Below are 24,439 nucleotides of genomic sequence, written 5' to 3'. Positions count from 1 at the left end.
ACCGAGTGCCTTCTAAACGCCTGCTCTCAGCGCTCGCCCACCCCGGCCATGATCATTAGCAGGTGGCCCGCAAGCCTGCCCAGCGTCAGCCGGGGGATTGAACCCGCCCCACACGCCGCTATCCGTGCTGTCTCCGGGCCTGACGGCGGTGCTGCCCCGGTACATCTACACGCGGGCTCAGCCAGAATGGCGCAGGAGTTGCTCCGCGGTGAGTTCGACACGGAGGGAGTCCTCGTCGAACCCGTACATGCGTGTGGGGAGGTTCAGGTACTCCGACTTCGAGGGGTAGTGGAAGTAGAGGATCTCTCCGCAGACCGGTGCGGCGTCCTTCAGGATGGTGTCCTGGCAGGTGCCGAGAACGGTGATGCCGTATTCGGTGGCGACGCTGCTGATGGCACTGAGCACCTCCCGGCGATGCTCCTTGCCGAGCGAGTCGCCAAGCTCGTCCAGGATGAGTACCCGTCCCTGCGGGTGAGGGGCTGCCAGCAGCGCCGCCAGTACGAGGTTGATGGAGAACAGCTTCTCCTGCGCGGTGTTGGTGACCGTGTCATAGGAGAGCAGCGGCCCGTTGGGATTGCGCCGCCACCGCGGGGTGACGGAGCAGCGCCAGTGGTGGTCGGCTCCTGTTGGCGGGTCAATGCGGTATTTGAGGTCGGCGCCGAACCCTTGAGAGCCGCGGTCGAGCCGGTTCAGCGCAGTGGCGATGCTGTCGAGCGCGCTGCTGACTCGCTGGATGATGACCGCCTGGGTGTGCTGCAGCTCCTCATCGAGCTTGTCGACGGACGAGGCGATGAAGTCCTGCTCCCGCTGGCGGGCTTGCCTCAGGGTAGCAATCTCTGAGTCCGCAGCGGCGTCGGCGTCCGCCTTGTCGTCGAGCCAGTCGGCGAGGGCGCGGAGGGTGGGCTGGGTACGCACGTCCGGGGCGGCCTCGTGCATCTCGGCAGCGCGGGCCAGGGCGTGGGTTGGGTAGCCCTTGGTGCGGGCCTCCACCCGCAGGACGGTACGGCAAACGTCGACCGTGCTGACGACAGCCTGGTGGAGATCGGCGGCACTGCGGCACTCAACGGGTTGCTCGGGAGAGGCAACAGTTGACGGGGGCGGAGCTTCGGTGAGGAGTTCGGCATGGTTCTCGGGGAGCCAGACGGCCGGCCATCCCAGCTCTGTCCGGGCGGTCTCCTCGTCGCCACCGAACAGACCGATGGCGCGTGCGATCTGCTCGGTGCCTGCAGAGCCGGCAAGGACCGTGAGACGCTCCTCCAACTCCTTGATCTCCTTGTCCGCGCCGGCGATGTCCCGGTCAAGCACGGCGATGCGCTGCTCGCGGCTGGCGACGGCTGCCTTCGCCGTGGTGACGACGTCCGCTGCGGTGTCGGTCTGTTTCTTGAGACCAGGCAGGGCGGCGCGGATCGCTGTGAGGGAACGTAGGGCCACATCGTGCTTCGCGATTGCCCCCGGCAGAGACTCGACGGCTGCAGCGCAGGCAAGTTGGGCCTCGGTGACACTGAACCTCGTAGCGAGACCGGAGAGGAGAGAACTCAGATCGGTCATCCTCGTGAGGGCGGCGTCCCGCAGATCGCGCAGGTGGGAGCAGATCGCTTCACGGCCCAGCACCGGTTCGGGAAACGCGCCGACCACATGGACGCCGAGCCCGTCCATGGAGGCGTGCGGGGGTGCGCCTGTCCAGTGGCCCTGACTCGACAGGGCGGTAAGGAAGCCGCGGGCGGAGTCGGGGGCCGAAAGAACGCCGACTGGCAGGGCCGGGCTGTCGGAGGAGTCTGCCCCAGCGATGCCGACCTCAGGAGAGGCCACCAGAACGGCTCCCGGATGATCCCGGAGGGCCTCGACCGCCGCGCTGAGCGCACTTCGGGGTACGCAGACGGCCTCCCGCCATGGATGCAGGACGGCCTCCCACAAGTCGCGTGCGGAGGGGTCGACCTCGGTCTGATCGTACAATCCGACCGCGTCGATGCCTGCGTGGCCCAGGGTGGCAACGAGCTCGCCGACTCTGCCGGCCTGCCCCTGCGTCGCTTTGGTGAGCTCCTGTTCGGCAAGGGCGGCGTCGCCTTCCGCGATGCGCTGGCCGACTTGTGCGTCCTCCTTCTCGTCACGCAGGGTCGCGAGGCGCGCTGTCAGGACGCTTGCGGATTCGCCTGCATGCCGTCCTGCCAATTCGCGCAACCTGACGAGGTCCGCTTCGGCGTCGGTGAGGTCCCGCTCAGCTGCGAGCTCGTCCTTCTGGCAGGCGAGCCATGCCTCCTGTGCCTGCCGGTGCTCCTTCCCGGCGGCACGTACTGCTGACTCCAGCGCCCGGACGTCCTCGTAGGCGACGCGTTCCCCTCGAAGCACTCCCAGGGTGTCGCGGGCTGACTCCAGGAGCGCGTGGGTGGCGGGGAGTAATGCTTCGGCGCTGCGCTGCCGTGCGACGGCGTCCAGCACGGACCGCGCCAGACACGACCGCTGGTCCGCCAGGGCACTGCCCAGCTTGGCGCGGAGGTCTTCGCGCAGCGCCACGGCTTCGAGGAGCTGATCCTCGCGGGCGAGATCGATGTCATGCTGGGTGAGCGCACGAGCGTAGTCCCCCCGGCGGTCCGCCAGCTCACGACGCTGCTGCCGGTCGCGCTCCAGGACGCTCGACCGGCCCGAGAGCGTCAGCAGGGCCTCTCCGATACGGTCCGGCGTGTACGTCGCTGCCTCCAGCTTGAGGAGCGAGGGCCGTGACCGCACCTGACCGCGCGAGGCAACGTAGGCGAGGACCTTCGGCGAGCGTCCGTACAGGTGCTGTGCGTACTCACTGGAGCCAAGCGGACGGCCGCCGAGCTGACGGAAGAACTCCGGTGCCGCACGATGGCGTTCGTCGTCGTCGCCCTCTGTCAGCAGGTGGACGCCTGGCTGGTGGCGGACCTGGAGGTGCGGCCTGTCGCTGCTGATCTGGAGCCAAACGGTGTGCGGTCGGGCTTTCCCTGCCTCGGCGAACAGGCCCACCACGTAACCGCGGTCCGCGGCCCCGACAAGCTGCGCAGACGCCCCGGCGACGATCGGTTCGAACAGTAGCGTGGCGGTGTTGGCGGTGCCGTTTCCAGTGGCCTGCCACTCCGGATCACCGAGCAGCAGGGACACCGCTGCCAAGAAGCTCGTCTTGCCCGATTCGTTGGAGTCTTTTGGTCCACGGCCGGTGACGGCAACGAAGGTTCCCGGGATGAGCGCGATCGGGTCGCTGGTCAGCCGTGCGATCCCGAACGTCTGGACGGCGACCAGCGGTCGGGCGCCGATGATCCCGGTGGGGGTGCCAGTTGCGGGGTCGGTCGTCACGGTGACTCCCGGTGTGCAGGGGCCGCCTCCTCGGCTGCCCGGCGTTCGAGAATGGCGCGGGCCAGGTGACCGTCTGGGCGTCCCGCGATGATCAAGTCCTCCCACAACGCACTGACTCGTGCGGGGCTCAAGCGCTGGAGGGCCGGACCGGGGACGAAGTTGCCGGGGCCCGCAGTGTCCACCATCCCGGCAGCGCTGAGGGTGCGCAGTGCTTGCCGGATGACGGTCTGGGCCAACGCACGGTTGCGGGCCAGTTCAGTCACGGTGACCGGGTGCCTGCGGCTGTCCCACTGGTCGTGGGTATGGCGCCCCAGAGCACGCGGCAGGGCGACGGTGTGCACTAGGACCAGCGCCAGAACGGCACGTTCGGCGCTGCTCAGGGCGCCGACCCCCGCTGCGCTCAGCTCTGCGGCGACGGCGTCAGGGTAGCCGGTGGTCCAGGTGCCGCTGGGAGTGCGAACCAAACAACGCCCCATGCCGGCGAGGATCTCCTCGACCTGCGCCCTGGTACCGGGATCTGCGAGTGCCCCGACCTCACGGACGGTGAGTGGGCCGTGTGCCGTCTCCAGAGCAGTCACCAGGGACCGTGCGACCTGGAGGTTGCTGGACGGGGGCGCCTGGTCTGGGGCGGTCAGGTCCGCCGGGGGAGATACCGGCGCCTCCGCGCGCGGTTGAGCGCTGTCGGAGGCAAGCCGCGGCAGCAGGTGGTGCCCCCTTCGTAGCGCGGCCTTCACGGGGCCGGGCAGCGCAGCCACTGCCGGGCCCAGGTACGACTGGGCGCCGGTGCCGACGATCAGGCCGTGGCCGGGGAGCACGCGATCAAGTGCGGCCGCGATCCTGTCGGTCCTGGCGCCCAGGTCAAGACAGGTCTGCGCGACCAGGTCGGCATCGAAGACGTGCCCCGGGTACGGCGGGAGCGACGGGTCAGGCCACGCCGCTCGCAGGCACACCGCGAACACCAGCCTGATGACGCGGGAGAGCGGAGAGGGTAGCTGACTGCCCAGATGGTCCTCGTTCGGGGCGTTCCCCGCCGGCCATCCCAGGCGCACCGCTTGTGCGTGGTCGGCATCGTGGACCTGTAGCACTGCCCTGCCCGCCAGTGCGGCGGCCTGTGCCGCCCGCGCTGTCACTGCAGCGTCGGTTGGATACTCGGCCTGGCCCTCGGCCCGGAGGGCTGCGAGCAGCAGGGCTGCCCGGTGCTCGATATCGTCCGTCATCCGCCGTCTCCGGATCCCGGGGAGAGGTGGAGGGTCACCCGGTGGAGGTAGGTGACAGTGGCAGTGCTGTCGACGCGCACCGGAACGGCCAGTTCCACGCGCACCGGAACCTCGGGGTCCTCGTCGCAGGCCAGCAGGTCCACCAGGATACGCGCGGCAGCGGGCCAGCCCTGGTCCTCCAGTACGGCAGTAACGTCAGTCTCGGTCAGTCCCGCCAGCAGGTCCTCCACCAGCACCTGGCGCCTAACGGCTTCGTGAGCTTCCGCCTCCTCCAGCGAGGCGAAGGGGTCCGACTGGCTCTCCCCCCGGACCTGCGGCGGCATCGGCCGGCCCTTGGGCGGTGATGACGGCGTGTACTCGGCAGCCGTGTCCACGATCGCCTGGCCGTCAACCCACGGCGGCGGAGCGTCCGAGACGAGCTGGCCGCCAAAGTGGCCCAGCTGCTCCAGGCCGGCTGTCCGGGTGAGCTGGTGGTACTCGGCGGGAGTAAGAACATCGAGGTTCAGGCTCCCGCCTCCGTTGTCCAGGATCTTTCCGACAGCGGCGAGCAACGCCTGGCGGTAGAACTGAGCAGCCTCGATCAGGGCGGTTGCCGCGTCTTCGAGCAGAAGGTGACCAGAGAACGCACGTGTGACCAGGCCGTTCAGTGCGACCACCTGCTTGGGAAAGTCGGTGCGGTCATGCCGCCGCTGAGTACGAATCAGCTCGTCCAGAGTGGCGTTCGCCACCTGTCGCTGTAGGTCGAGCGCGAACACCAGCAGACCGTGCCGGCAGTCCTGTAGTGCCTCCAATGCCTTCGCCGGGTCGGGATCAGCGAGCTCGAATAGTTCGCGGGTGCGGTCCAGCAATCCGACCAACTCGTCCACGCCGCCGTACAGCGACAGCCGTTCGGCCGCGAAGGCGCCTGCGAGACCGGCCGGGCGCACAACGTAGCGATCCTGGTGGGCCTTAAGCAGGTACGGTTCCAGGAAGCCCATGTCGATCAGCAGACTGAGGCGGGACTCAACCACGGGCACGGGCCAGCCTCGGCCCGCCGGGCCGAGGAGGTCCAGCAGCTGGGCACGGGTGAGCCCGCTGAGGGCGGAGTGCTCGGCAAAAACCGCCACCACATCTCTCGCCAGTCGCACCGCCTCCGGGTCCTTGACGACCACCTCACGGTGTGCTGCCAGTGGAGCCACAAACGCACGCCAGTTGGCGAACCGGTCGGCCGGCGCGAGCATCACCTCATCGTCTTCGGTGTCGTCCCAGGAGAGCTGGATCCCGCTCACCCCGCAGCCTCCTGGCTGAGCCGGAGCAGGGGCCGCTGAGCGAACTGTTCCAGGACCGAGGGAAGACCAGGAAGGACCGAGGTGTACTGGGTCTCCTGCTCCCGGGACTCTCCACTCGCGGCGATGGCGAGCGCGAGCTCGCGGAGGTCACCGTCCACCCGCTCGGCGAGCTCGGCGGCGAGAAGGCGGTCGCGTTCCCTGTCCTCCTTCGGCTTCTGGCGCTGCCGATAGGGGCCTGCCTCCCACTCGTCGACATGCATCCCCACGGCGTGCACTGGTCTACCCAGCCGCCGCGACAGGTTGTCGACGATCGCGATGCCGTCGGCGTCCAGGTCGCACCACGCAGCAACCGGAAGCGGCGAAAGCCAGTCGAGGACAGCCACTAGCTGGTCCGTGGCGTACCCGCTGCCCCACACACAGAGCCAACGCGACGTCAGTTCCGGCAGACGGCGGCAGACCACTCCGAAGGTGTCCGAGTTTTCCACCACCAGCACGCCCACGGCATCACAGACAGCATTCCCGAGCAGGCGCAGGCTGTTGGCGGGAAGGCCGACCCACGGCTGGGCCACCGCCGCGTCGGCGGCCACTGAACCGATGTGCCATGACAGCGGGCCTTTGACGCGGAGCGCGGTGTCCTCCTCGTGTACCGCCTCCTCGAACTCCGACCCCACCAGGTTCGCGAACGCTGCCTGCTGCTGTGCGGTCCACCGTTTGGAGCCACCCAGGGCGAGCGCCGCAAGCTGCTTGAGGGTCACCTCCTCCTCTCCCTGGGCCCGGAGAGACCACCAGGAGGCGCCCGCTCGGATCGCGGCCTCGTATACAGACCACGCCTTCGCCGCCGTCTGGCTGCCTGCAGGCACCACGAGTCCGGCGGCCGGGTCCACCGCTGCCAGCAGTTTGCGCTCCGCGGTCAACTGCTCCAGCGGCTCCATCACCTCCATGAGATCGGCTCGGGCACGTCGGGGTTCGCGGGCGCCGCGAAGCTCGGCGATGCGATCCTCTGCCTGGAGTGACCACGCCTGGGACAGCCGCCACTGGGTGGGGGCACCGAGCGCCACCCACTCGTCCACCTCACAGCGCAGCACCACACCGCCGCATCGCACCAGATCGGTCGCCACCTGCAGGGCGGCCTCTCCGAACCGACCCACCACCGTGCTCCACGCGCGGCGCTCCGCCGCGAGCACCCAAAGCAGGTCGGCAGAGGACAACACGGACGGGGGCTCGAACAGGTCGGCAGGACAGCCCGGGACGAGGTCGACGGCGTGCACCCGAAGGCGCCCGCGACGGTCACGAGGCAGCCGGTCCTCCCTGGACCGCCTGACCGGTACCGTGACTGCACTGACACCGGCTGGAAGGCCGCCGACTCCAATCGAAATACGGCCGTACGCCTCGCCGAACAGCATTCCCTGTCCCGTGTGCTGCCCCACAAGATCCCCCCGTAGCTGCAGTGATCGTCCACGGCACCCAGGAAGTCAGGGCGATCAGCGCACGATATGACACCAAGGGTAGACAGTCAGTGACTGAATTTCACACGATCTGCATCACTGGAACCCGCGAAGGGTTGCAGTCGTCTCACTCTGAGCAACATCTGACGTGGAGTCCGGAGCGGTGGTCGGTGCAGTGCACACGCCCCCAGGGCAGGTGCCGAGCGACTGAGCGCAGTCGTTCGCCCGCCCCGCCACGGACGACCCGAACCGACTGTGGAGCGACAACGGCGGCCCGCCGTCTATCCCCGGTCCAGAACCTGGTCCACGGCGAAAGGGATCCATAACCTGATAGAGGCTCTGATCGCGGGGACCGCCGCCCGAAGTCGGTGGGGCTGGAACTGGTCGGTGTGGACTCGGCTGGCCACGCGCGCACCACGGCTCTGCCGGGCCGGCGGTGGCCCGGCAGACTCTTGAGGCCCTCCAGCAGGCCCTGACCGAGGAAAAGCACTCCGCTTCCAGCGGCAGTTGCCCATGTGGAGCGTGGTCCAGCGCCAGACCGCGAGTACACCGCCACACCGCAGGGGCGGGCCGGGGCTCAACGTCGGAACGTTCTCAGTTCTTGTGTCCCGCCGCGAAGATCGACGGGACATCTGACCAGCCCCTCAGCTCAACTGACGAACCATCAAGACGAGCGTCAAATGAGCGTCGAGATACCTCCGCGAGCGTCATCTGAGCGTCAAGATATCGCCCGTAACGCTCACACGGCGCATACCGCGCACCCGCGAAACTGCAGGTCAGGCATCCTTCTTCACCGGCTCCAGGATCGCCACGCATTCCACATGGTGCGTCATCGGGAACAGGTCGAACGCCCGCAGCGTCCGCACCCGGTAGCCCGATTCGGCGAAGTAGCCGAGGTCGCGGGCGAGGGCGGCCGGGTCACAGGCCACGTAGGCGATGCGGCGGGCGCCGAGGCCGGCGAGGTGGCGGACGGTCTGCTTGCCGGCGCCGGCACGCGGGGGGTCCAGGACGATGAGGTCGACCTCGGTGATGCCGGTGCGCGGGAGGACCGACTCGACCTTGCCCTGCTCGATGCGGACGCGGGGGAAGTCGGCGAGGTTGTGGCGGGCGTCCTCGACGGCGCGCTTGCCGGACTCGATGCCGAGGACGGCGCCCTGCTCGCCGACCCGGTCCGCGAGGGCGCCCGCGAAGAGGCCGACGCCGCAGTAGAGGTCGAGGGCGGTGTCGCCCTTGCGCGGGAGGAGGCCCTGCATGACGGCCTTCATGAGGGTGTCGGCGGCCTTGGGGTGGACCTGCCAGAAGCCGCCGCTGCCGACCCGGTGGGTGCGCTCGTCGGCGCGCTCGCGGACGAAGGCGCGGCCGTGGACGCGGTGCACGCCGCCGTCCTTCTCGTCGACGCGCATCACGGAGACCGGCTTGTCGAGCTCGACGAGCGGGAGGCGGGCGCCGGGGCGGGGGGTGAGGATGACCTGGCGGTCGTTCGAGCCGGAGGCGGCGATCGCCTCGACCGTGGCCATGCCCTCCCAGGTACGGGCCTCGATGCCCAGCTCGGAGACGCCCTGGGCCGCGATCATGCAGTGGTCGACGACCTCGACGTCGTGCGAGCGGTGCTTGCGCAGTCCGGCGCGGCCCTCGGCGTCGACGGCGTACTGGACGCGGGTGCGCCACTGGGGGACCTCGCCCGCCGGGAGCTTGTCGCCCCCCGCGGGGACGACGGTGCCGTCCCAGCCGGCCTCCTCGGGGGTGAGGCCCGCGAGCCGCTTCAGCTGCTCGGCGATGACCTCGCCCTTGAGCCGGCGCTGGGCGCCCGGCTTGGCGTGCTGCCAGTCGCAGCCGCCGCACTTGCCGGGGCCCGCGAAGGGGCACGGGGCCTCGATGCGGTCCTTGGACGCGTCCAGGATCTCGACGGCGTCGGCGCGGAGGAAGCGGCTCGTCTCGTCACCCTCGGTGACGCGGGCCGTGACGCGCTCGCCCGGCAGGGCGTGCCGGACGAAGAGGACCCGGCCCTCCTCCGTACGCGCGATGCAGTGGCCGCCGTGGGCCACCGGGCCGACCTCGACCTCGTACTCCTCCCCGATCAGTGACGTCACAGGGGTGTTCTGCATGATCGGGGGCTCCGTAGCGAAGAAGAGAGATGGGCCGCTGTTCGCACAGCAGCCCACCAGTCTAGTTGCACTTCGCCGGACGCTCTCCGCTCGCTGCTCGTGGCTCGCCGCTCGTCGCCCGTCGCTCTCCGCGCGTCTCTCCCCGCGCGCCGCTCTTCGCTAGTCGCTCTTCGCGGACGGTTCCTTCTTGGCCTTCTCGACCGGGCCGCGGCGGACCGAGCCGGGCGCGTTCCAGTCCTGGCGCCTGCGGGCCCGCTTCTTCGCGGCCTCGGAGGACTGGAGCTGGTACGGGACGGAGGTCACCATGACGCCGGGGGTGAAGAGGAGCCGGCCCTTGAGGCGGAGCGCGGACTGGTTGTGGAGCAGGTGCTCGTACCAGTGGCCGACGACGTACTCGGGGATGTAGACCGAGACCGCGTCGCGGGGGCTCTCCTTGCGGAGGTTCTTCACGTACTCGATGACCGGGCGGGTGATCTCGCGGTACGGCGAGTCGAGGATCTTCAGCGGCACGTTGATGCCGCGCCGCTCCCACTCCTCCTTGAGCGCCTTGGTCTCCGCCGGGTCGACGTTGACGGTGAGCGCCTCCAGCTCGCTGGCGTGGAGGAGCTTGGCGTAGGCGAGGGCCCGGAGGGTGGGCTTGTGGAGCTTGGAGACGAGGACGATCGAGCGGACCCGGGAGGGGCGCACGTACTCGTCGGGGCGCTGCTCGGCGGCGGCGATCTCCTCGGAGACGGAGTCGTAGTGGCGGCGGATCGCGGTCATCGTCACGTAGAAGATCACCATGCCGAGGAGCGCGACCCAGGCGCCGTGGGTGAACTTGGTGGCCAGGACGACGACGAGGACGAGGCCGGTGAAGAAGGCGCCGAAGGCGTTGATCGCGCGGGAGCGGATCATGTGGCGGCGCTTGGCGGGGTCCTTCTGGGTCTTCAGGTGCCGGTTCCAGTGCCGGACCATGCCGATCTGGCTGAGCGTGAAGGAGACGAAGACTCCGACGATGTACAGCTGGATGAGGCGGGTGGAGTCCGCGCCGTAGACCACGACGAGCAGGGCGGCGGCGCCGGCGAGGAGCACGATGCCGTTGGAGAAGGCGAGGCGGTCACCGCGGGTGTGCAGCTGGCGCGGCAGGTAGCGGTCCTGGGCGAGGATCGAGCCGAGGAGCGGGAAGCCGTTGTACGCCGTGTTGGCGGCCAGGAAGAGGACGAGCGCGGTGGCGGCGGCGAGGAGGATGAAGAAGAACGTTCCGTCGCCGAAGACGGCGGCCGCGACCTGGGAGATGACCGGGTCCTGGACGTAGCCCTCGCCGACGGGGACGCCGTTGAGCAGCAGGTCCTGGGCGGGCTTCTCGGCCATCCGGACGTCGGTGGCCCCGGCGAGGAAGATGATGCCGCAGAACATGGTGACGGCGAGGCCGCCCATGAGCGCGAGGGTGGTGGCGGCGTTCTTCGACTTCGGCTTGCGGAAGGCGGGGACGCCGTTGGAGATGGCCTCGACGCCGGTGAGGGCGGCGCAGCCGGAGGAGAAGGCGCGCAGCAGCAGGAAGACCAGGGCGAAGCCGGCGAGTCCCGGGTGTTCGGGCTTGATCTCGAAGTCGGCCGTGGGGGCCTTCATGGTGTCGTCGAGGACGAGACCGCGCCAGGCGCCCCAGGCGATCATGCAGAAGACGCCGAAGACGAAGACGTACGTCGGGATGGCGAAGAGGCTGCCGGACTCCTTCACACCGCGGAGGTTCATCACGGTGAGGAGGACGATGACCGCGACGGCGCAGGCCACCTTGTGCTCGACGACGAAGGGGATCGCGGAGCCGAGGTTCTCGATGCCGGAGGAGATCGACACGGCGACGGTGAGGACGTAGTCGACGAGCAGGGCGCTCGCGACGGTGAGTCCGGCCTTCGGCCCGAGGTTGGTGGTCGCGACCTCGTAGTCGCCGCCGCCGCTCGGGTACGCGTGCACGTTCTGCCGGTACGAGGCGACGACGGTGAACATCAGGACGACGACGGCCAGCGCGATCCACGGGCTGAAGTGGTAGGCCGACAGACCGGCGACGGAGAGGACGAGGAGGACCTCGCCCGGTGCGTACGCCACCGAGGAGAGCGGGTCGGAGGCGAAGACGGGGAGGGCGACCCGCTTGGGGAGGAGGGTCTCCCCCAGCTTGTCGCTGCGCAGGGCCCGCCCGATCAGGATCCGTTTGGGCACGTCGGTCAGTTTGGACACGCAGAGGATCGTAAGCGTTCGAAAAGAGCCACGCGCACCGGCACCCCCGATCGGCACCGAATATCCCTGAGTATCACCTCGGATGCGGTCCCGGCCAGCGTTGCCGCTTAAGCTCGGACCGGGCAACCCGGCAGGGTGTTGTCCGCCACGGCCCGGGCCGATCGGGCGAGGAAAGTTGTGAGCAGGGTGTTTTCGCAGGTCAGCAAGGCGATCAGGAGTGCGGGGTAGCGGGGACGTGCACATCGTCATCATGGGCTGCGGGCGAGTGGGAGCCGCTCTCGCGCAGACCCTGGAGCAGCAGGGCCACACGGTCGCCGTCGTCGACCAGGACCCGACGGCTTTCCGCCGCCTGGGGTCCGGCTTCGGTGGTCGGCGTGTCACCGGTGTGGGCTTCGACCAGGACACGCTCCGTGAGGCGGGGATCGAGGAGGCCGGTGCCTTCGCCGCCGTGAGCAGCGGCGACAACTCGAACATCATCGCGGCCCGGGTGGCCCGCGAGATGTTCGGCATCGAGAACGTGGCGGCGCGGATCTACGACCCCCGGCGCGCCGAGGTCTACCAGCGTCTGGGCATCCCCACCGTGGCGACGGTCCGCTGGACCGCCGACCAGATGCTGCGCCGGCTGCTGCCCTCGGGCGCGGAGCCGCTGTGGAGCGATCCGAGCGGCGGCGTCCAGCTCGCCGAGGTGCACACCTCCCCGGCGTGGATCGGGCACAAGATCAGCCGGCTCCAGGACGAGACCGGCGTGCGGGTCGCGTTCCTCACCCGGCTCGGCGAGGCGGTCATCCCGTCCTCCCAGACGGTCCTCCAGGAGGGGGACCTGGTGCACGTGATGATGCGGACGGACGAGATCGCGAAGGTCGAGGCGGCCTTCGCCGAGGGTCCCGAGGAGGGCGGTCACTGATGCGTGTCGCGATTGCGGGCGCGGGTGCGGTGGGCCGTTCCATCGCGGGCGAGCTCCTGGAGAACGGCCACGAGGTCCTGCTGGTCGACAAGGCGCCGACGGCCATCTCGGTGGAGCGGGTGCCGCAGGCGGAGTGGCTGCTGGCCGACGCCTGCGAGATCACCTCGCTGGACGAGGCGGCGCTGCAGCGCTGCAACGTGGTCATCGCGGCCACCGGTGACGACAAGGTGAACCTGGTCGTCTCGCTGCTCGCGAAGACCGAGTACGGCGTGCCGCGGGTGGTCGCCCGGGTGAACAACCCGAAGAACGAGTGGCTGTTCAACGAGGCGTGGGGCGTGGACGTCGCCGTCTCGACGCCGCGTCTGATGTCGGCCCTGGTGGAGGAGGCGGTGAGCGTCGGCGATCTGGTCCGGCTGCTCCGCTTCAGCCACGGCGACGCCAACCTGGTGGAGCTGACGCTGCCGCCGGAGTCGGCGGTGGCCGGTACGCAGGTGGGCGACGTCGACTGGCCGCAGGACACCTCCCTGGTGACGATCATCCGCGGTTCGCGGGTGCTGACGCCGAGCCCGGAGGAGACCCTGGAGGCCGGCGACGAGCTGCTGTTCGTGGCGGCGCAGGCCCGCGAGGAGCAGCTGGAGGAGCTGCTCCAGGTCCGCCGGGAGCCGGCGGAGTAGAGCCGTACGGTACGCGGAAGGGCCCGGGACCTGTGAGGTCCCGGGCCCTTCTCCGTGCCGGCTGTTACGCCTCCGGTCCCGAGCGGGCGGCGCGGGCGGCGGCCTCGCGCTCCTTCTCGGCCTTCTCCTCCGCCTCCATCTCGGCGAAGACGTCGATCGGCGGCGGCGCCTTGGCGAGGAAGACCCAGGTCAGGTAGACGGCGAGCAGGAAGGGCGGGATCTTCAGCGCGACGAGGACCCAGCCGAGCTGGGTGGTGTCGGCCCACCAGTAGAGCGGGAAGAGGATCGCGCACTTGGCGAGCAGGATCAGGCCCCAGGCCCAGCTGGCCTTCGCGTACGCCTTCTTCCGTCCCGGGTTCCGGGTCCGCCAGGAGAGGTTCTCCTTGAAGACCGGGCCGAGGATGAGGCCGATCAGCGGGACGCCGGCGAGCGTGGTGATGATGTACGCGAGGCCGAGGCCGAGCGTGTAGATCATGCCGGGGAGGTAGAAGTCCTTGGCGTTGCCGGTCATCATCGCGAAGACGACGCCGAAGCCGACGCCGAAGACGCCGCTGAAGGCGTGCTTGACGGTGTCGCGGCGCAGCAGCCGGACGGCGACGAGCACGAGGGAGACGGCGAGCGCGGCGATGGCCGAGAGCTGCAGGTTCTTGTTGATCGTGTAGATCGTGACGAAGAGCAGTCCGGGCAGGACCGTCTCGACCATGCCCCGGATGCCGCCGAACGCCTCGAAGAGCGCGGCCTCGGTCACCGCCTTGTCGGTCCGGGCGTCCTGGTCCGGGGTCGGCGGTGCGGTGGTCGGCTTGTCGACGGACGTCACCGGCTACTCCTGTCCGAGCGGTCGGAGCTCGTATTTGGGGTTGAAGAGGACCCGCCGGCCGTGGCTCATGGAGATCCGGCCGGAGGCGATCAGCTTGCGGCCGGGTTCGATGCCCACGATGGAGCGCCGGCCCAGCCAGACCACGTCGAGCGGCGCGGTGCCGTCGAAGAGTTCGGCCTCCAGGGCGGGGACACCGGCCCGGGGGCGCAGGGTGACCGTGCGCAAGGTACCAGTCACCTTGACTATCTGGCGGTCGGAGCAGTCACAGATCCGCGTGCAGCCCGAGGCCGCCGAGTCCTCCTGGAGCTCCTCCGACTCCAGGTCCTCGGGCGAGGAGGAGAGCCGGTCGAGCATCCGGCGGAACCGGCCCGCCGGCTTGTCGGTACGGGGTGCAGCACTCATACCGAAAGCGTACCGGCCACGGCTCCGGCCGGAAGCTGCCCGGTTCAACGTTCGAAGCGGTACCCCATGCCGGGTTCGGTGACGAAGTGGCGCGGGTGCGAGGGGTCGGTCTCCAGCTTGCGGCGCAGCTGCGCCATGTAGACCCGGAGGTAGTTGGTCTCGGTGCCGTACGAGGGGCCCCAGACCTCCTGGAGGAGCTGCTTCTGGCTCACCAGGCGGCCGCCGTTGCGGACCAGCACCTCCAGGAGGTGCCACTCGGTGGGGGTGAGGCGGACGTCCTTGCCGTCGCGGTGCACCTTCTTGGCGGCGAGGTCGACGGTGAAGTCCTCGGTCTCGACCACGACGACGCCGTCCTCGGCGCCGCCGACGGGCTCGGCGCGGCGGACGGCGGCGCGCAGCCGGGCGAGGAGCTCGTCCATGCCGAAGGGCTTGGTGACGTAGTCGTCGGCCCCGGCGTCGAGCGCCTCGACCTTCTCGTCGGAGGTGTGCCGGGCGGAGAGGACGATGATCGGGACCCGGGTCCAGCCGCGCAGTCCCTTGATGACGTCGACGCCGTCGAGGTCGGGCAGGCCGAGGTCGAGGACGACGACGTCGGGGTGGCGTTCGGCGGCGAGCTTGAGGGCGGTGGCGCCGTCGGGGGCGGAGTCGACCTCGTACTTGCGCGCCTTGAGGTTGATCACCAGGGCGCGGACGATCTGTGGCTCGTCGTCGACCACGAGGACCCGGGTCATGTCGGGGGCCTTCCTTCTGCTGTACGTGAGCGGATGCGGGGTGCGGGTGCGGGGAGCCTGGGGCGGGGAGCCGGAGGACGGGGAGCGTGGGGCGGGGGTGCTGCGGTACGGCGCGTGTGTCGTCGCGGGGCGCGGGCGCGGCGCGCCGGTTCAGCTCACGGCGTGGGCCGGCTGGTCGGTGGCGGGCGGCGGGGCTCCTCCGCCGGCCGCCCGGAGGGTGAGGACCATGGTGAGACCGCCGCCGGGGGTGTCCTCGGCGCCGAGGGTGCCGCCCATGGCCTCCACGAAGCCTCGGGCGACGGCGAGGCCGAGGCCGACGCCGGAGCCGCGCGGAGCGTCGCCGAAGCGCTGGAAGGGCTCGAAGATGCCCTCCTTGGACTCGTCGGGGACGCCGGGGCCCCGGTCCACCACCCGGAGCTCGACGCGGTCGCCGAGGGTGCTGGCGGCGACGTGGACGGGAACGCCGTCGGGGCTGTACTTGACGGCGTTCTCGACGATGTTGGCGACGGCCCGTTCGAGGAGGCCCTTGTCGACCTCGACCATGGGCAGGGTCTCGGGGACGTCGGCCTCGGCACTGCCGTCCGGGACGCCGCCGAGGGCCATGGGGACGACCTCGTCGAGGTCGACGGGGCGGATGAGCGGGGTGACGGTGCCGGTCTGGAGGCGGGACATGTCGAGGAGGTTGCCGACGAGGTGGTCGAGGCGGTCGGCGCCGGCCTCGATGCCTTCGAGGAGTTCGGCCCGGTCCTCCTCGGACCACTCGACGTCGTCGGAGCGCAGCGAGGTGACGGACGCCTTGATGCCGGCGAGCGGGGTGCGCAGGTCGTGGCTGACGGCGGCGAGCAGGGAGGTGCGGATCTTGTTGCCCTCGGCGAGCTTGCGGGCCTCCTCGGCCTCCCCGACCAGCCGCTGCCGGTCCAGGACGACGGCCGCCTGCGCGGCGAAGGCGCCCAGCACCCGCCGGTCCTCCGCGGGCAGGACCCGGCCGGTGAGGGCGAGCGCCAGATGGTCGCCGACGGGCATGTCGACGTCCGCGTCCTCGGGCCGGGCGGCGGGGTGAGGGCCGACGGCGGCCGCCCGGTGCCAGGGTTCGGCTCCGTCGGCCCGTTCCAGCAGCGCGACGGACTCCATGGAGAAGGTCTCCCGGACCCGTTCGAGGAGGGCGTCGAGGCTGGTCTCGCCGCGCAGCACGCTGCCGGCCAGGTAGGAGAGCACCTCGGACTCGGCGCGCAGCCGCGCCGCCTGGTGGGTGCGGCGGGCGGCGAGGTCCACGACGGAGGCGACGGCCATGGCGACGCCGAAGAAGACCGCGATGGCGACGATGTTCAGCGGGTCGGCGATGGTGATGCGGTGGAGCGGCGGGGTGAAGAACCAGTTGAGCAGCAGCGAGCCGGCGGCGGCCGAGGCGAGCGCCGGCAGGAAGCCGCCGAGCAGCGCCGAGGCGACGGTGAGCGCCAGGAACAGCAGCATGTCGTTGGCGAGCCCGAGGTCCGCGTCGGTGTGGGTGAGGAGCAGGGCGAGCGCGACGGGTCCCGCGACGCCGACGAGCCAGCCGCCGATGATCCGGGAGCGGCCGAGGCGGGCGCCGCGGGCGACCGGGAGGCCGCGGCCCTTGGCGACCTCGCCGTGGGTGACGATGTGGACGTCGAGGTCGGGGCCGGACTCGCGGGCGACGGTCTGGCCGACGCCGGGGCCGAGGACGTACTGCCAGGTGCGGCGGCGGCTGGAGCCGAGGACGATCTGGGTGGCGTTCACCCCGCGGGCGAACTCCAGGAGCGCGTTCGGTATGTCGTCGCCGATGACGTGGTGGAAGGTGCCGCCCAGGTCCTCGACGAGGGTCCGCTGGACCGCCAGTTCCTTGGGCGAGGCGGCGGTGAGGCCGTCGCTGCGGGCTATGTAGACGGCCAGGACCTCACCGCCCGCGCCCTTCTCGGCGAGCCGGGAGGCGCGCCGTATCAGGGTGCGGCCCTCGGGCCCGCCGGTGAGGCCGACGACGATCCGCTCGCGCGCCTGCCAGGTGGAGCGGATGTTGTGCTCGCCGCGGTACTGGCGCAGGTACTCGTCGACCCGGTCGGCGGTCCACAGGAGGGCCAGTTCGCGCAGGGCGGTGAGGTTGCCGGGGCGGAAGTAGTTGGAGAGGGCCGCGTCGACCTTGTCGGGCTTGTAGATGTTGCCGTGCGCCATGCGCCGGCGCAGCGCCTGCGGCGACATGTCGACCAGCTCGATCTGGTCGGCCCTGCGGACGATCTCGTCGGGGACGGTCTCGCGCTGCCGGACGCCGGTGATCGCCTCGACGACGTCGCCGAGCGATTCGAGGTGCTGGATGTTGACGGTTGACACGACGTCGATGCCTGCGGCGAGGAGCTCGGCCACGTCCTGCCAGCGCTTGGGGTTGCGGGAGCCGGGGACGTTGGTGTGGGCGAGTTCGTCGACGAGGGCGACGGCGGGGCGGCGGGCGAGGACGGCGTCGACGTCCATCTCGGTGAAGGCGGCGCCCCGGTACTCCAGCTCGCGCCGGGGCACCTGCTCCAGGCCGTGCAGCAGCACCTCGGTGCGCGGCCGGTCGTGGTGCTCGACGAAGCCCACGACGCAGTCGGTGCCGCGCTCCACCCTGCGGTGGGCCTCGGCCAGCATCGCGTACGTCTTGCCGACGCCGGGCGCCGCGCCGAGGTAGATCCGAAGCTTGCCACGTGCCATGGACCGACCATACGTCCGGCTGATCGGACATTCCGCACGTGGGGGAACACCCCGATGCGGTATTGACGTGATTCTGATGCGTGCCGGGGCCGTGGCGGGGTGCCCGGGGGCTCAGGCTTCGGCTATCTCCCCGTCGCGGAGTTCGAGGACCCGGTCGGCGAGGCCGAGGAGCTGGTGGTCGTGGGTGGCGACGAGGGCGGTGCAGCCCTCGCTGCGGACGACGGCCCGGAGGAGTTCCATCACGGCGAGGCCGGTCTCGGCGTCGAGCTGGCCGGTCGGCTCGTCGGCGATGAGCAGGGCCGGCTTGTTGGCGAGGGCGCGGGCGATGGCGACGCGCTGCTGCTGGCCGCCGGAGAGCTCACCGGGGCGCTGGTTGGCGTGGTCGGCGAGGCCGACGAGGGCGAGCAGCAGGGCGACCCGCTCGTCCCGCTCGGCGGGGTCGGCCTTGCGCAGGCGGAGGGGGACGCCGACGTTCTCCGCGGCGGAGAGGATGGGCAGCAGGCCGAAGGACTGGAAGATGAAGCCGATCCGGTCCCGGCGGAGCTCCAGGAGGCCGTCCTCGCCGAGGGTGGAGAGGTCGGTGCCGTCGATGACGATCCGGCCGCCGTCGGCGCTGTCGAGGCCGCCGACGAGGTTCAGCAGGGTGGTCTTGCCGGAGCCGGAGCGGCCCTTGAGGGCGACCAGCTCGCCGCGGGGGATCTCGAAGGAGACGCCCTTGAGGGCGTGGACGGCGGCCTCTCCCTCGCCGAACGTCCGGCGCAGCTCCTCCACGCGGATCATCGGCCCCCCGGCCGGGTCCTCGGCGACGGCCGTCGCGGACTGCGTGCTGTTCTCGCTCACCCTGCGCTCCCCCTCCTCGCACACCTGCGCTGGCCAGTATGGTCGGCGCCCGCCCGCGAGACCAGAGCCCGGCACCCCGATCCGACCCCGATCTTCGGACGGAGGACCCCGGGCACCGGACACCGGGACCTCCCGGAGACCAGGTCAGGGCAGAGGAAAGGGCAGGGTGGGGTACGGGCCTGCGGCCGCCGGTCACCGTGCGCCCCGGGAAAGGCGAGTGGGCCGCCGTCCGTACGTCGTGCGTACGGACGGCGGCCCACGTGGCCGGTCTCCCGGGGCGTCCGGGATCGCGTCAGCGGATCTCGGTGATCTCCGGACCGCGCTGGAGCTGGCCCATGCCGCCGGAGAAGCGGGACCCGGCCTGCTCCTCCTGCTGGACTCCGTCCGGCACCATCTGCGCGTCGTTCGGCAGCTTCAGGACGATCGGGTCGCGCGGGGCCATCGGGCCCTCGCCGCGGTCGACCACGGTGTCCCGGACGATCTGCTCCAGGAGGCCGGCGGCCTCGGGCTGGACCGCGCCCTGGCCGGAGATGACACCGCGCAGGAACCAGCGCGGGCCGTCGACGCCGACGAAGCGCACGATCTGCACGCCGCGGTTGCCGTCGGGCAGCTGGACGGGGACCTGCGCGCGCAGCTCCCAGCCGAGGGGGCCCTCGACCTCGTCGATGGCGCCGCCCTGCTGGACGATGCCGGTGGCGATCTCCTCGCGGACCTCGCCCCAGATGCCTTCCTTCTTGGGCGCCGCGAACCCCTGGAGCTGCACGGCGCTGTCGCGCAGCACGATGGTCGCGGCGACGATCGCGTCGCCCGCCACCTCCACGCGAAGCTCCATGCCCTCGACTCCGGGCACGTAGAGGCCGCCGAGGTCGACGCGGCCCTCCTCGGGCTTGGCGACCTCGGAGATGTCCCAGGGACCGTCCGGCCGGGGTGCCGGCGGAAGGTTCACCCTGCGCGGCTGGTCGGCCGCGTCGGCGGCGTCCTCGCCGGTCACCTCGTCGACGACCTGCTCGGCCTCGCCCGCCTCGTCGGCGGCACCGCTCTTCTTGCGACGTCCGAACACGTCACTGTCCTTCCCGGTCGGATACGACCGAAGCGTATCGATTCCCACCCGTCGTGCCGTCCACGGCGGCATGACCGCCGGTGGACCCGAAGCCCCCCTCGGCCCGCGCCGAACCGGGAAGCTCCGCCACCTCGTGGAAGCGCACCTTCTCGACCTGCTGGACGACAAGTTGGGCAATCCGGTCGAACCGTTCGAACCTGACGCTCTCGCGCGGGTCGAGATTGACCACGATCACCTTGATCTCTCCACGGTACCCGGCATCCACCGTCCCCGGGGCATTCACGAGCGCGACTCCGCAGCGGGCCGCCAGGCCGGACCTGGGGTGGACGAAGGCGGCGTAGCCGTCGGGGAGGGCGATCGAGACGCCGGTGGGCAGCACGGCGCGCTCGCCGGGGGCGAGCACCGCGGCCTCGGTGGTGACGAGGTCGGCGCCGGCGTCGCCGGGGTGGCCGTAGGCCGGGATCGGCACGTCCGGGTCCACCCGGCGGATCAGTACGTCGACGGGAGTGCGCATCAGGGGTTCACCTCGAAGGCGCGGGCGCGCCGGACCTGGTCGGGGTCGGACATGGCGGCCTGGATCTCCTCCGGCCGCCCGTTGTCGATGAAGTGCTCGACCTTGACCTCGACGAACATGGCGTCGGCCCGGACGGCGACGGGGCCGTCGGGGCCGCCGATGCGGCCGGTGGCGGTCGAGTAGATCTTGCGGCCGTGGACGGCGGTGACCTCGGCCTGGAGGTGGAGCACGGTGCCGACCGGCACGGGCCGGCGGAAGTCGGTCTCCAGGCGGCCGGTCACGGCGATGACGCGGAGCAGCCAGTTCAGGGAGCCGAGGGTCTCGTCCAGCGCGGTGGCGAGCACGCCGCCGTGGGCGAGCCCGGGGGCGCCCTGGTGGTCGGCGGTGACGGTGAACTCGGCGGTGACGGTCACACCGTCGCCCGCGCGGGCCTCCAGGTGGAGGCCGTGGGGCTGTCCGTCGCCGCACCCGAAGCAGTGCCCGTAGTGCGAGCCGAGCGGCTCGCCGGGGGCGGGCGCGTCCGGGTGGCGGACCGGCGCCACGGCGTCGGGCGGCGGGGTGAGGGCGGCAGATGTTGCAGTCACAGGCGCAGACCTTACCCGCGCGGCCGGGCGTCGGTCGCGCCGTGCCAAGCTTGGACGCATGCAGCCTTCCGCGCCCTCCCCCGCCCCCTCCCCCGAGTCCCCCGCCGCCCCGGCCGCGCCGCGCTTCGACGAGCGGCTGACCGTGCCCGGTTCGTGGTGGGCGATCGTGGGCCTGCTGGCGCTCTCCGGTGGTCTGGTGATGTTCCCGCTGGGGACGGTGCCGACGCTGGGCGGCGTGATCGCGGCGGGCGTGGCGGCCGGTGTGGCGGCGTCCTCGTACGGCTCGGCCCGGATCCGGGTGGTGGCCGGTTCCCTGGTGGCCGGCGAGGCCCGGGTGCCGGTGTCGGCGCTGGGGGCGGTCGAGGTGCTGGACGAGGAGGAGGCGCGCGCCTGGCGCACGCACAAGGCCGATCCGCGCGCCTTCATGCTGATGCGCAGCTACGTGCCGCGCGCGGTGCGGGTCGTCGTCACGGACCCGGCGGACCCGACTCCGTACCTGTACCTGTCGACGCGCGACCCGGAGGGCCTGGCGGCGGCGGTGGAGGCGGTGCGGGAGGAGGGCTGAGGCCCCCCTCCGCGGTTTCCCGTCGGGGTGTCCGTCCCGAGGCCGCGCCCGGCGGCCCGGGGCGGCCAGAAGCCGGCCCGGGGCGGCTAGAAGCCCAGTTCCTTGGGGTTCTCGGGCTGCTCCAGGGGCGGGAGCGCCGCGAGCCTGTCCCAGGGGACCTGGCGGGCCCTGAGGTCCTTGCGGATGTGGCCGGCGAGCTTCTTGGTGTCGCGGCGGTTCATGACCGCGCCGACGGCCGCGCCGACCATGAACGGGGTGAGGTTCGGCAGGTTGCGGACCATGCGTTTCATGATCTGCTGGCGCAGTTCGCGCTTGAGCTGTCCGCCGAGGGCCGCGTTGATCGTCGTGGGCTTGGTGGGGTCGATGCCCCGCTCCTCGGCCCAGGAGGTCAGATAGGCGGCCGAGCGCTGGGGCAGGGTGCCGGGCGGCCGGAGGCCGTAGACCTCGTGGAGCTCGGCGATGAGCTTGAGCTCGATCGCGGCGACGCCGGTGATCTCCGCGGCCAGTTCGGCCGGCATGGCCGGCGGTACGGGCAGCATGGCGGCGGCGCCGATGCCCGCGCCGACGGTCGAGCTGGCGTTGGCCGCGCCGAAGACCAGTTTGTCCGCCAGCTCCTCGGGGCCGAGCCCGGGGAACTGCTTGCGCAGGGTCGCGAGGTCGCGGACGGGGACGCGCGGGGCCAGGTCGATGAGCCGGTCGGCCAGATAGCCGATGCCCGCCTTGGCTCCGTCGCCGCTCCGCTTCACGCCCTGCTTGACGCCTTCCACGCTGCGGCGGACGGCGTCGATGCGCGCGGCGTCGATCTTGATGCGGTCGATCTGCGCGCGTGCCGGGTTGGCCAGTCGCCTGACGGCGCCCAGCCTGTCGTGACGGCTTCCGTCACGGTCCTCGGGCACCTCGGGGACCGAGGGGCCTTCGGGGTCCCGCTCCGCGGGGAGCGGTGCCTCGCCCTGCCCGGGGACGACGGCGGCTTCGAGCGAGGCCGTGGGGCCTCGCTCGTCGTCCGCCACGCCGAGGGGGTGCAGGGGGGCGGCCTGCGCGGCGTCGGGAGCCTCCTGGGCGCCCTCCGTCGGGCCGGTGCCGCCCTTGTACGTCCAGGGCTTCGCGGGAAGCCTCAGACGCCGCTTCCGGGACGGTGTGTCGCCTGCCACGGCCGCGCCTGACTCAGTCGCAGTCGCGGCAGATCGGCTGGCCGTTCTTCTCGCGCGCCAGCTGGCTGCGGTGGTGCACGAGGAAGCAGCTCATGCAGGTGAACTCGTCGGCCTGCTTGGGCAGGACCCGGACGGCCAGCTCTTCGTTCGAGAGATCGGCGCCCGGGAGTTCCAGGCCCTCGGCGGCCTCGAACTCGTCTACGTCGACCGTGGAGGTCGACTTGTCGTTCCGACGAGCCTTGAGCTCTTCGAGGCTGTCCGAGTCGACGTCGTCGTCGGTCTTGCGTGGGGTGTCGTAATCCGTTGCCATGTCGCTCTCCCCCTCTGGGTGGTTGCGGGTGTCTCAGCGCACGTAACGCGTGAGAGGTCGGACTTGTGCCCGACCTGAGGCGCAGATTTTGCCTCACATCAAGGTCTGTTACTCAATCGACACCCGTCCCGCGCTCTCACGAGTGATCGGGTACGAGTGGCGATGCGGACCGTACACGGTCCTGGGGCAAACCGCGTGCGCCGCCACCCCGTGTACTTTCCGCCGCCCGGCGCCCGGGAAACCCGGACTTTTCCGGGTTTTCCCGGGGAATTCACGGTCACGGAGTGCGATGCCGCAGGCACTCGCGCTTGTGATCGATCACACACGCCCGTCTCAGGGCGGAGGTCCTGGAATTCCGCTCAAAGCGAACAGATCGGGCTCCGCCCCTGCAGTCTGTCAGATCGGCAGAGTGACACGCATCACCAGGCCACCGCCCTCGCGCGGCTCCGCGGAGATGCGTCCGCCGTGCGCCCTGGCCACCGAGCGCGCGATCGACAGTCCGAGACCGACGCCCTTGTCGCTGCCGGTCCGCTCCTGGCGCAGCCGGCGGAACGGCTCGAAGAGGTTGTCGACCTCGTACGCGGGGACCACGGGACCTGTGTTCGACACCACCAGCACCGCCTGGCCGTGCTGGGCCTCGGTGGAGACCTCGACCCAGCCCCCTTCGGGGACGTTGTAGCGCACGGCGTTCTGGAGCAGGTTGAGGGCGATCCGCTCCAGCAGGACGCCGTTGCCCTGGGCGACGGCCGGGGACCGCTCGCCGCGGATCTCCACGCCCTTCGCCCGGGCCTCCTCCAGCACCTGGTCCACGGCCCGATCGGCGACCTCGGCGAGGTCGACGGCCTTGCGCTCGACGATCTGGTTGTCGCTGCGGGCCAGCAGCAGCAGGCCCTCGACCAGCTGCTCGCTGCGCTCGTTGGTGGCGAGCAGGGTCTTGCCGAGCTGCTGGAGCTCCACCGGCGCCCCGGGGTCGGAGAGGTGGACCTCCAGGAGCGTGCGGTTGATCGCCAGCGGGGTGCGCAGCTCGTGCGAGGCGTTGGCGACGAAGCGCTGCTGGGCGCTGAAGGCCCGCTCCAAGCGCTCCAGCATCTCGTCGAAGGTGTCCGCGAGCTCCTTCAGCTCGTCGTCCGGCCCGTCCAGCTCGATCCGGCGGGCCAGGTCGGAGCCGGCCACCTGGCGGGCGGTGCGGGTGATCCGGCCGAGCGGCGAGAGCACCCGGCCGGCCATGGCGTAGCCGAAGGCGAAGGCGATGATGCTGAGCCCGAGCAGGGCGAAGAGCGAGCGGCGCAGGAGGTCTTCCAGGGCCCGGTCGGACTGCTGGCTCAGGCAGATGGAGACGGCGTGGTTGAACTGCTCGCCGGTGCCCTTGTCGGGCAGGTTGCACCAGGAGGTGGTGGGCTGGACCTCACCAGTGACGATCTTGAACGGCAGTTGGGCGGCGCTGTTGCTCAGCGCCTGCGCCGTGAAGAGGTAGATGATCGACAGCAGCAGGATGCCGGCGATCAGGAACATGCCGCCGTACAGCAGCGTGAGGCGTATCCGGATGGTCGGCCGGAGCAGCGGCCTGACCGGGTCCCGCGGGTCCCAGGTGGGCTTCGGTGGCGCCTGCGGGTGCGGCGCCGGAGTCGCGGCCAT

General features: G+C 71.0%; 20 protein-coding genes. 3 read left to right on the top strand and 17 right to left on the bottom strand.

Features of this window, described 5'->3' with window-relative positions; translation table 11 throughout:
• Nucleotides 1-177 precede the first annotated feature (177 nt).
• From ACFYT9_RS12905 to ACFYT9_RS12880, 6 genes are all read right to left on the bottom strand, one after another.
• Nucleotides 178-3,309: a hypothetical protein gene (locus ACFYT9_RS12905; RefSeq protein ID WP_389162939.1), complete on the bottom strand. Its 3,132-nt coding sequence runs from the start codon at nucleotides 3,307-3,309 to the stop codon at nucleotides 178-180.
• Nucleotides 3,306-4,526: a hypothetical protein gene (locus ACFYT9_RS12900; RefSeq protein WP_389162936.1), complete on the bottom strand. Its 1,221-nt coding sequence runs from the start codon at nucleotides 4,524-4,526 to the stop codon at nucleotides 3,306-3,308. The genes ACFYT9_RS12905 and ACFYT9_RS12900 overlap by 4 nt, the downstream gene beginning before the upstream one ends.
• Nucleotides 4,523-5,794 (bottom strand): hypothetical protein, encoded by a 1,272-nt coding sequence (locus ACFYT9_RS12895; protein WP_365684454.1) that lies wholly within the window; start codon nucleotides 5,792-5,794, stop codon nucleotides 4,523-4,525. The genes ACFYT9_RS12900 and ACFYT9_RS12895 overlap by 4 nt, the downstream gene beginning before the upstream one ends.
• Nucleotides 5,791-7,062: a Wadjet anti-phage system protein JetD domain-containing protein gene (locus tag ACFYT9_RS12890; RefSeq protein ID WP_389162934.1), complete on the bottom strand. Its 1,272-nt coding sequence runs from the start codon at nucleotides 7,060-7,062 to the stop codon at nucleotides 5,791-5,793. The genes ACFYT9_RS12895 and ACFYT9_RS12890 overlap by 4 nt, the downstream gene beginning before the upstream one ends.
• 953 nt (nucleotides 7,063-8,015) lie before the next feature.
• Nucleotides 8,016-9,344, bottom strand: a complete 1,329-nt coding sequence (locus ACFYT9_RS12885) for a class I SAM-dependent RNA methyltransferase (protein ID WP_389162931.1) — start codon at nucleotides 9,342-9,344, stop codon at nucleotides 8,016-8,018.
• Between the two features lie 159 nt (nucleotides 9,345-9,503).
• Nucleotides 9,504-11,555 carry an APC family permease gene (locus ACFYT9_RS12880; protein WP_389162929.1) on the bottom strand — a complete coding sequence of 684 codons (2,052 nt, stop codon included), beginning with the start codon at nucleotides 11,553-11,555 and terminating at the stop codon, nucleotides 9,504-9,506.
• Nucleotides 11,556-11,790: 235 nt separating this feature from the next.
• Here ACFYT9_RS12880 and ACFYT9_RS12875 point away from each other — a divergent pair, with 235 nt between their 5' ends.
• On the top strand, nucleotides 11,791-12,459 hold the full coding sequence (locus ACFYT9_RS12875; RefSeq protein ID WP_189852669.1) for a TrkA family potassium uptake protein: 669 nt from the start codon (nucleotides 11,791-11,793) through the stop codon (nucleotides 12,457-12,459).
• On the top strand, nucleotides 12,459-13,133 hold the full coding sequence (locus tag ACFYT9_RS12870; RefSeq protein ID WP_376595272.1) for a potassium channel family protein: 675 nt from the start codon (nucleotides 12,459-12,461) through the stop codon (nucleotides 13,131-13,133). Before ACFYT9_RS12875 ends, ACFYT9_RS12870 begins: the two co-directional genes overlap by 1 nt.
• A 64-nt stretch (nucleotides 13,134-13,197) precedes the next feature.
• Here ACFYT9_RS12870 and ACFYT9_RS12865 read toward each other — a convergent pair whose 3' ends face one another.
• The 8 genes from ACFYT9_RS12865 to ACFYT9_RS12830 form a co-directional block, all read right to left on the bottom strand.
• Nucleotides 13,198-13,950: a DUF3159 domain-containing protein gene (locus tag ACFYT9_RS12865; protein ID WP_376605652.1), complete on the bottom strand. Its 753-nt coding sequence runs from the start codon at nucleotides 13,948-13,950 to the stop codon at nucleotides 13,198-13,200.
• A gap of 3 nt (nucleotides 13,951-13,953) precedes the next feature.
• Nucleotides 13,954-14,352 (bottom strand): OB-fold nucleic acid binding domain-containing protein, encoded by a 399-nt coding sequence (locus tag ACFYT9_RS12860; protein ID WP_376605653.1) that lies wholly within the window; start codon nucleotides 14,350-14,352, stop codon nucleotides 13,954-13,956.
• A gap of 44 nt (nucleotides 14,353-14,396) precedes the next feature.
• Nucleotides 14,397-15,083, bottom strand: a complete 687-nt coding sequence (locus ACFYT9_RS12855; protein WP_376605655.1) for a response regulator — start codon at nucleotides 15,081-15,083, stop codon at nucleotides 14,397-14,399.
• Nucleotides 15,084-15,233: 150 nt separating this feature from the next.
• A complete protein-coding gene (locus ACFYT9_RS12850) occupies nucleotides 15,234-17,780 on the bottom strand; it encodes an ATP-binding protein (RefSeq protein WP_387269972.1) in 2,547 nt (848 codons plus the stop codon).
• A 111-nt stretch (nucleotides 17,781-17,891) separates the two neighbouring features.
• Nucleotides 17,892-18,560, bottom strand: coding sequence for an ABC transporter ATP-binding protein (locus ACFYT9_RS12845; RefSeq protein WP_389163349.1), 669 nt, complete (start codon nucleotides 18,558-18,560; stop codon nucleotides 17,892-17,894).
• A 352-nt stretch (nucleotides 18,561-18,912) separates the two neighbouring features.
• Nucleotides 18,913-19,680, bottom strand: coding sequence for a DUF3710 domain-containing protein (locus tag ACFYT9_RS12840; RefSeq protein WP_387279863.1), 768 nt, complete (start codon nucleotides 19,678-19,680; stop codon nucleotides 18,913-18,915).
• 1 nt (nucleotide 19,681) lies between these two features.
• Nucleotides 19,682-20,194 carry a dUTP diphosphatase gene (gene dut / locus ACFYT9_RS12835; RefSeq protein WP_387279865.1) on the bottom strand — a complete coding sequence of 171 codons (513 nt, stop codon included), beginning with the start codon at nucleotides 20,192-20,194 and terminating at the stop codon, nucleotides 19,682-19,684.
• Nucleotides 20,194-20,778: a PaaI family thioesterase gene (locus ACFYT9_RS12830; RefSeq protein WP_360321775.1), complete on the bottom strand. Its 585-nt coding sequence runs from the start codon at nucleotides 20,776-20,778 to the stop codon at nucleotides 20,194-20,196. Before ACFYT9_RS12830 ends, dut begins: the two co-directional genes overlap by 1 nt.
• 58 nt (nucleotides 20,779-20,836) lie before the next feature.
• Here ACFYT9_RS12830 and ACFYT9_RS12825 point away from each other — a divergent pair, with 58 nt between their 5' ends.
• Entirely contained in the window at nucleotides 20,837-21,343 is a 507-nt protein-coding gene (locus ACFYT9_RS12825; RefSeq protein WP_387279867.1) for a DUF3093 domain-containing protein, read from the top strand.
• Between the two features lie 86 nt (nucleotides 21,344-21,429).
• Here ACFYT9_RS12825 and ACFYT9_RS12820 read toward each other — a convergent pair whose 3' ends face one another.
• The 3 genes from ACFYT9_RS12820 to ACFYT9_RS12810 form a co-directional block, all read right to left on the bottom strand.
• Nucleotides 21,430-22,494, bottom strand: coding sequence for a hypothetical protein (locus tag ACFYT9_RS12820; protein ID WP_389162921.1), 1,065 nt, complete (start codon nucleotides 22,492-22,494; stop codon nucleotides 21,430-21,432).
• 13 nt (nucleotides 22,495-22,507) lie between these two features.
• A complete protein-coding gene (locus ACFYT9_RS12815; RefSeq protein WP_003955561.1) occupies nucleotides 22,508-22,804 on the bottom strand; it encodes a DUF4193 domain-containing protein in 297 nt (98 codons plus the stop codon).
• Nucleotides 22,805-23,200: 396 nt separating this feature from the next.
• Nucleotides 23,201-24,439: a sensor histidine kinase gene (locus ACFYT9_RS12810; protein WP_387279869.1), complete on the bottom strand. Its 1,239-nt coding sequence runs from the start codon at nucleotides 24,437-24,439 to the stop codon at nucleotides 23,201-23,203.

Source organism: Streptomyces sp. NPDC004435, from assembly GCF_042873895.1.
Classification (GTDB): Bacteria; Actinomycetota; Actinomycetes; order Streptomycetales; family Streptomycetaceae; genus Streptomyces.
The sequence above is the reverse complement of the archived record's forward strand: the minus strand, read 5'-3'. Positions and strand labels throughout refer to the sequence as shown.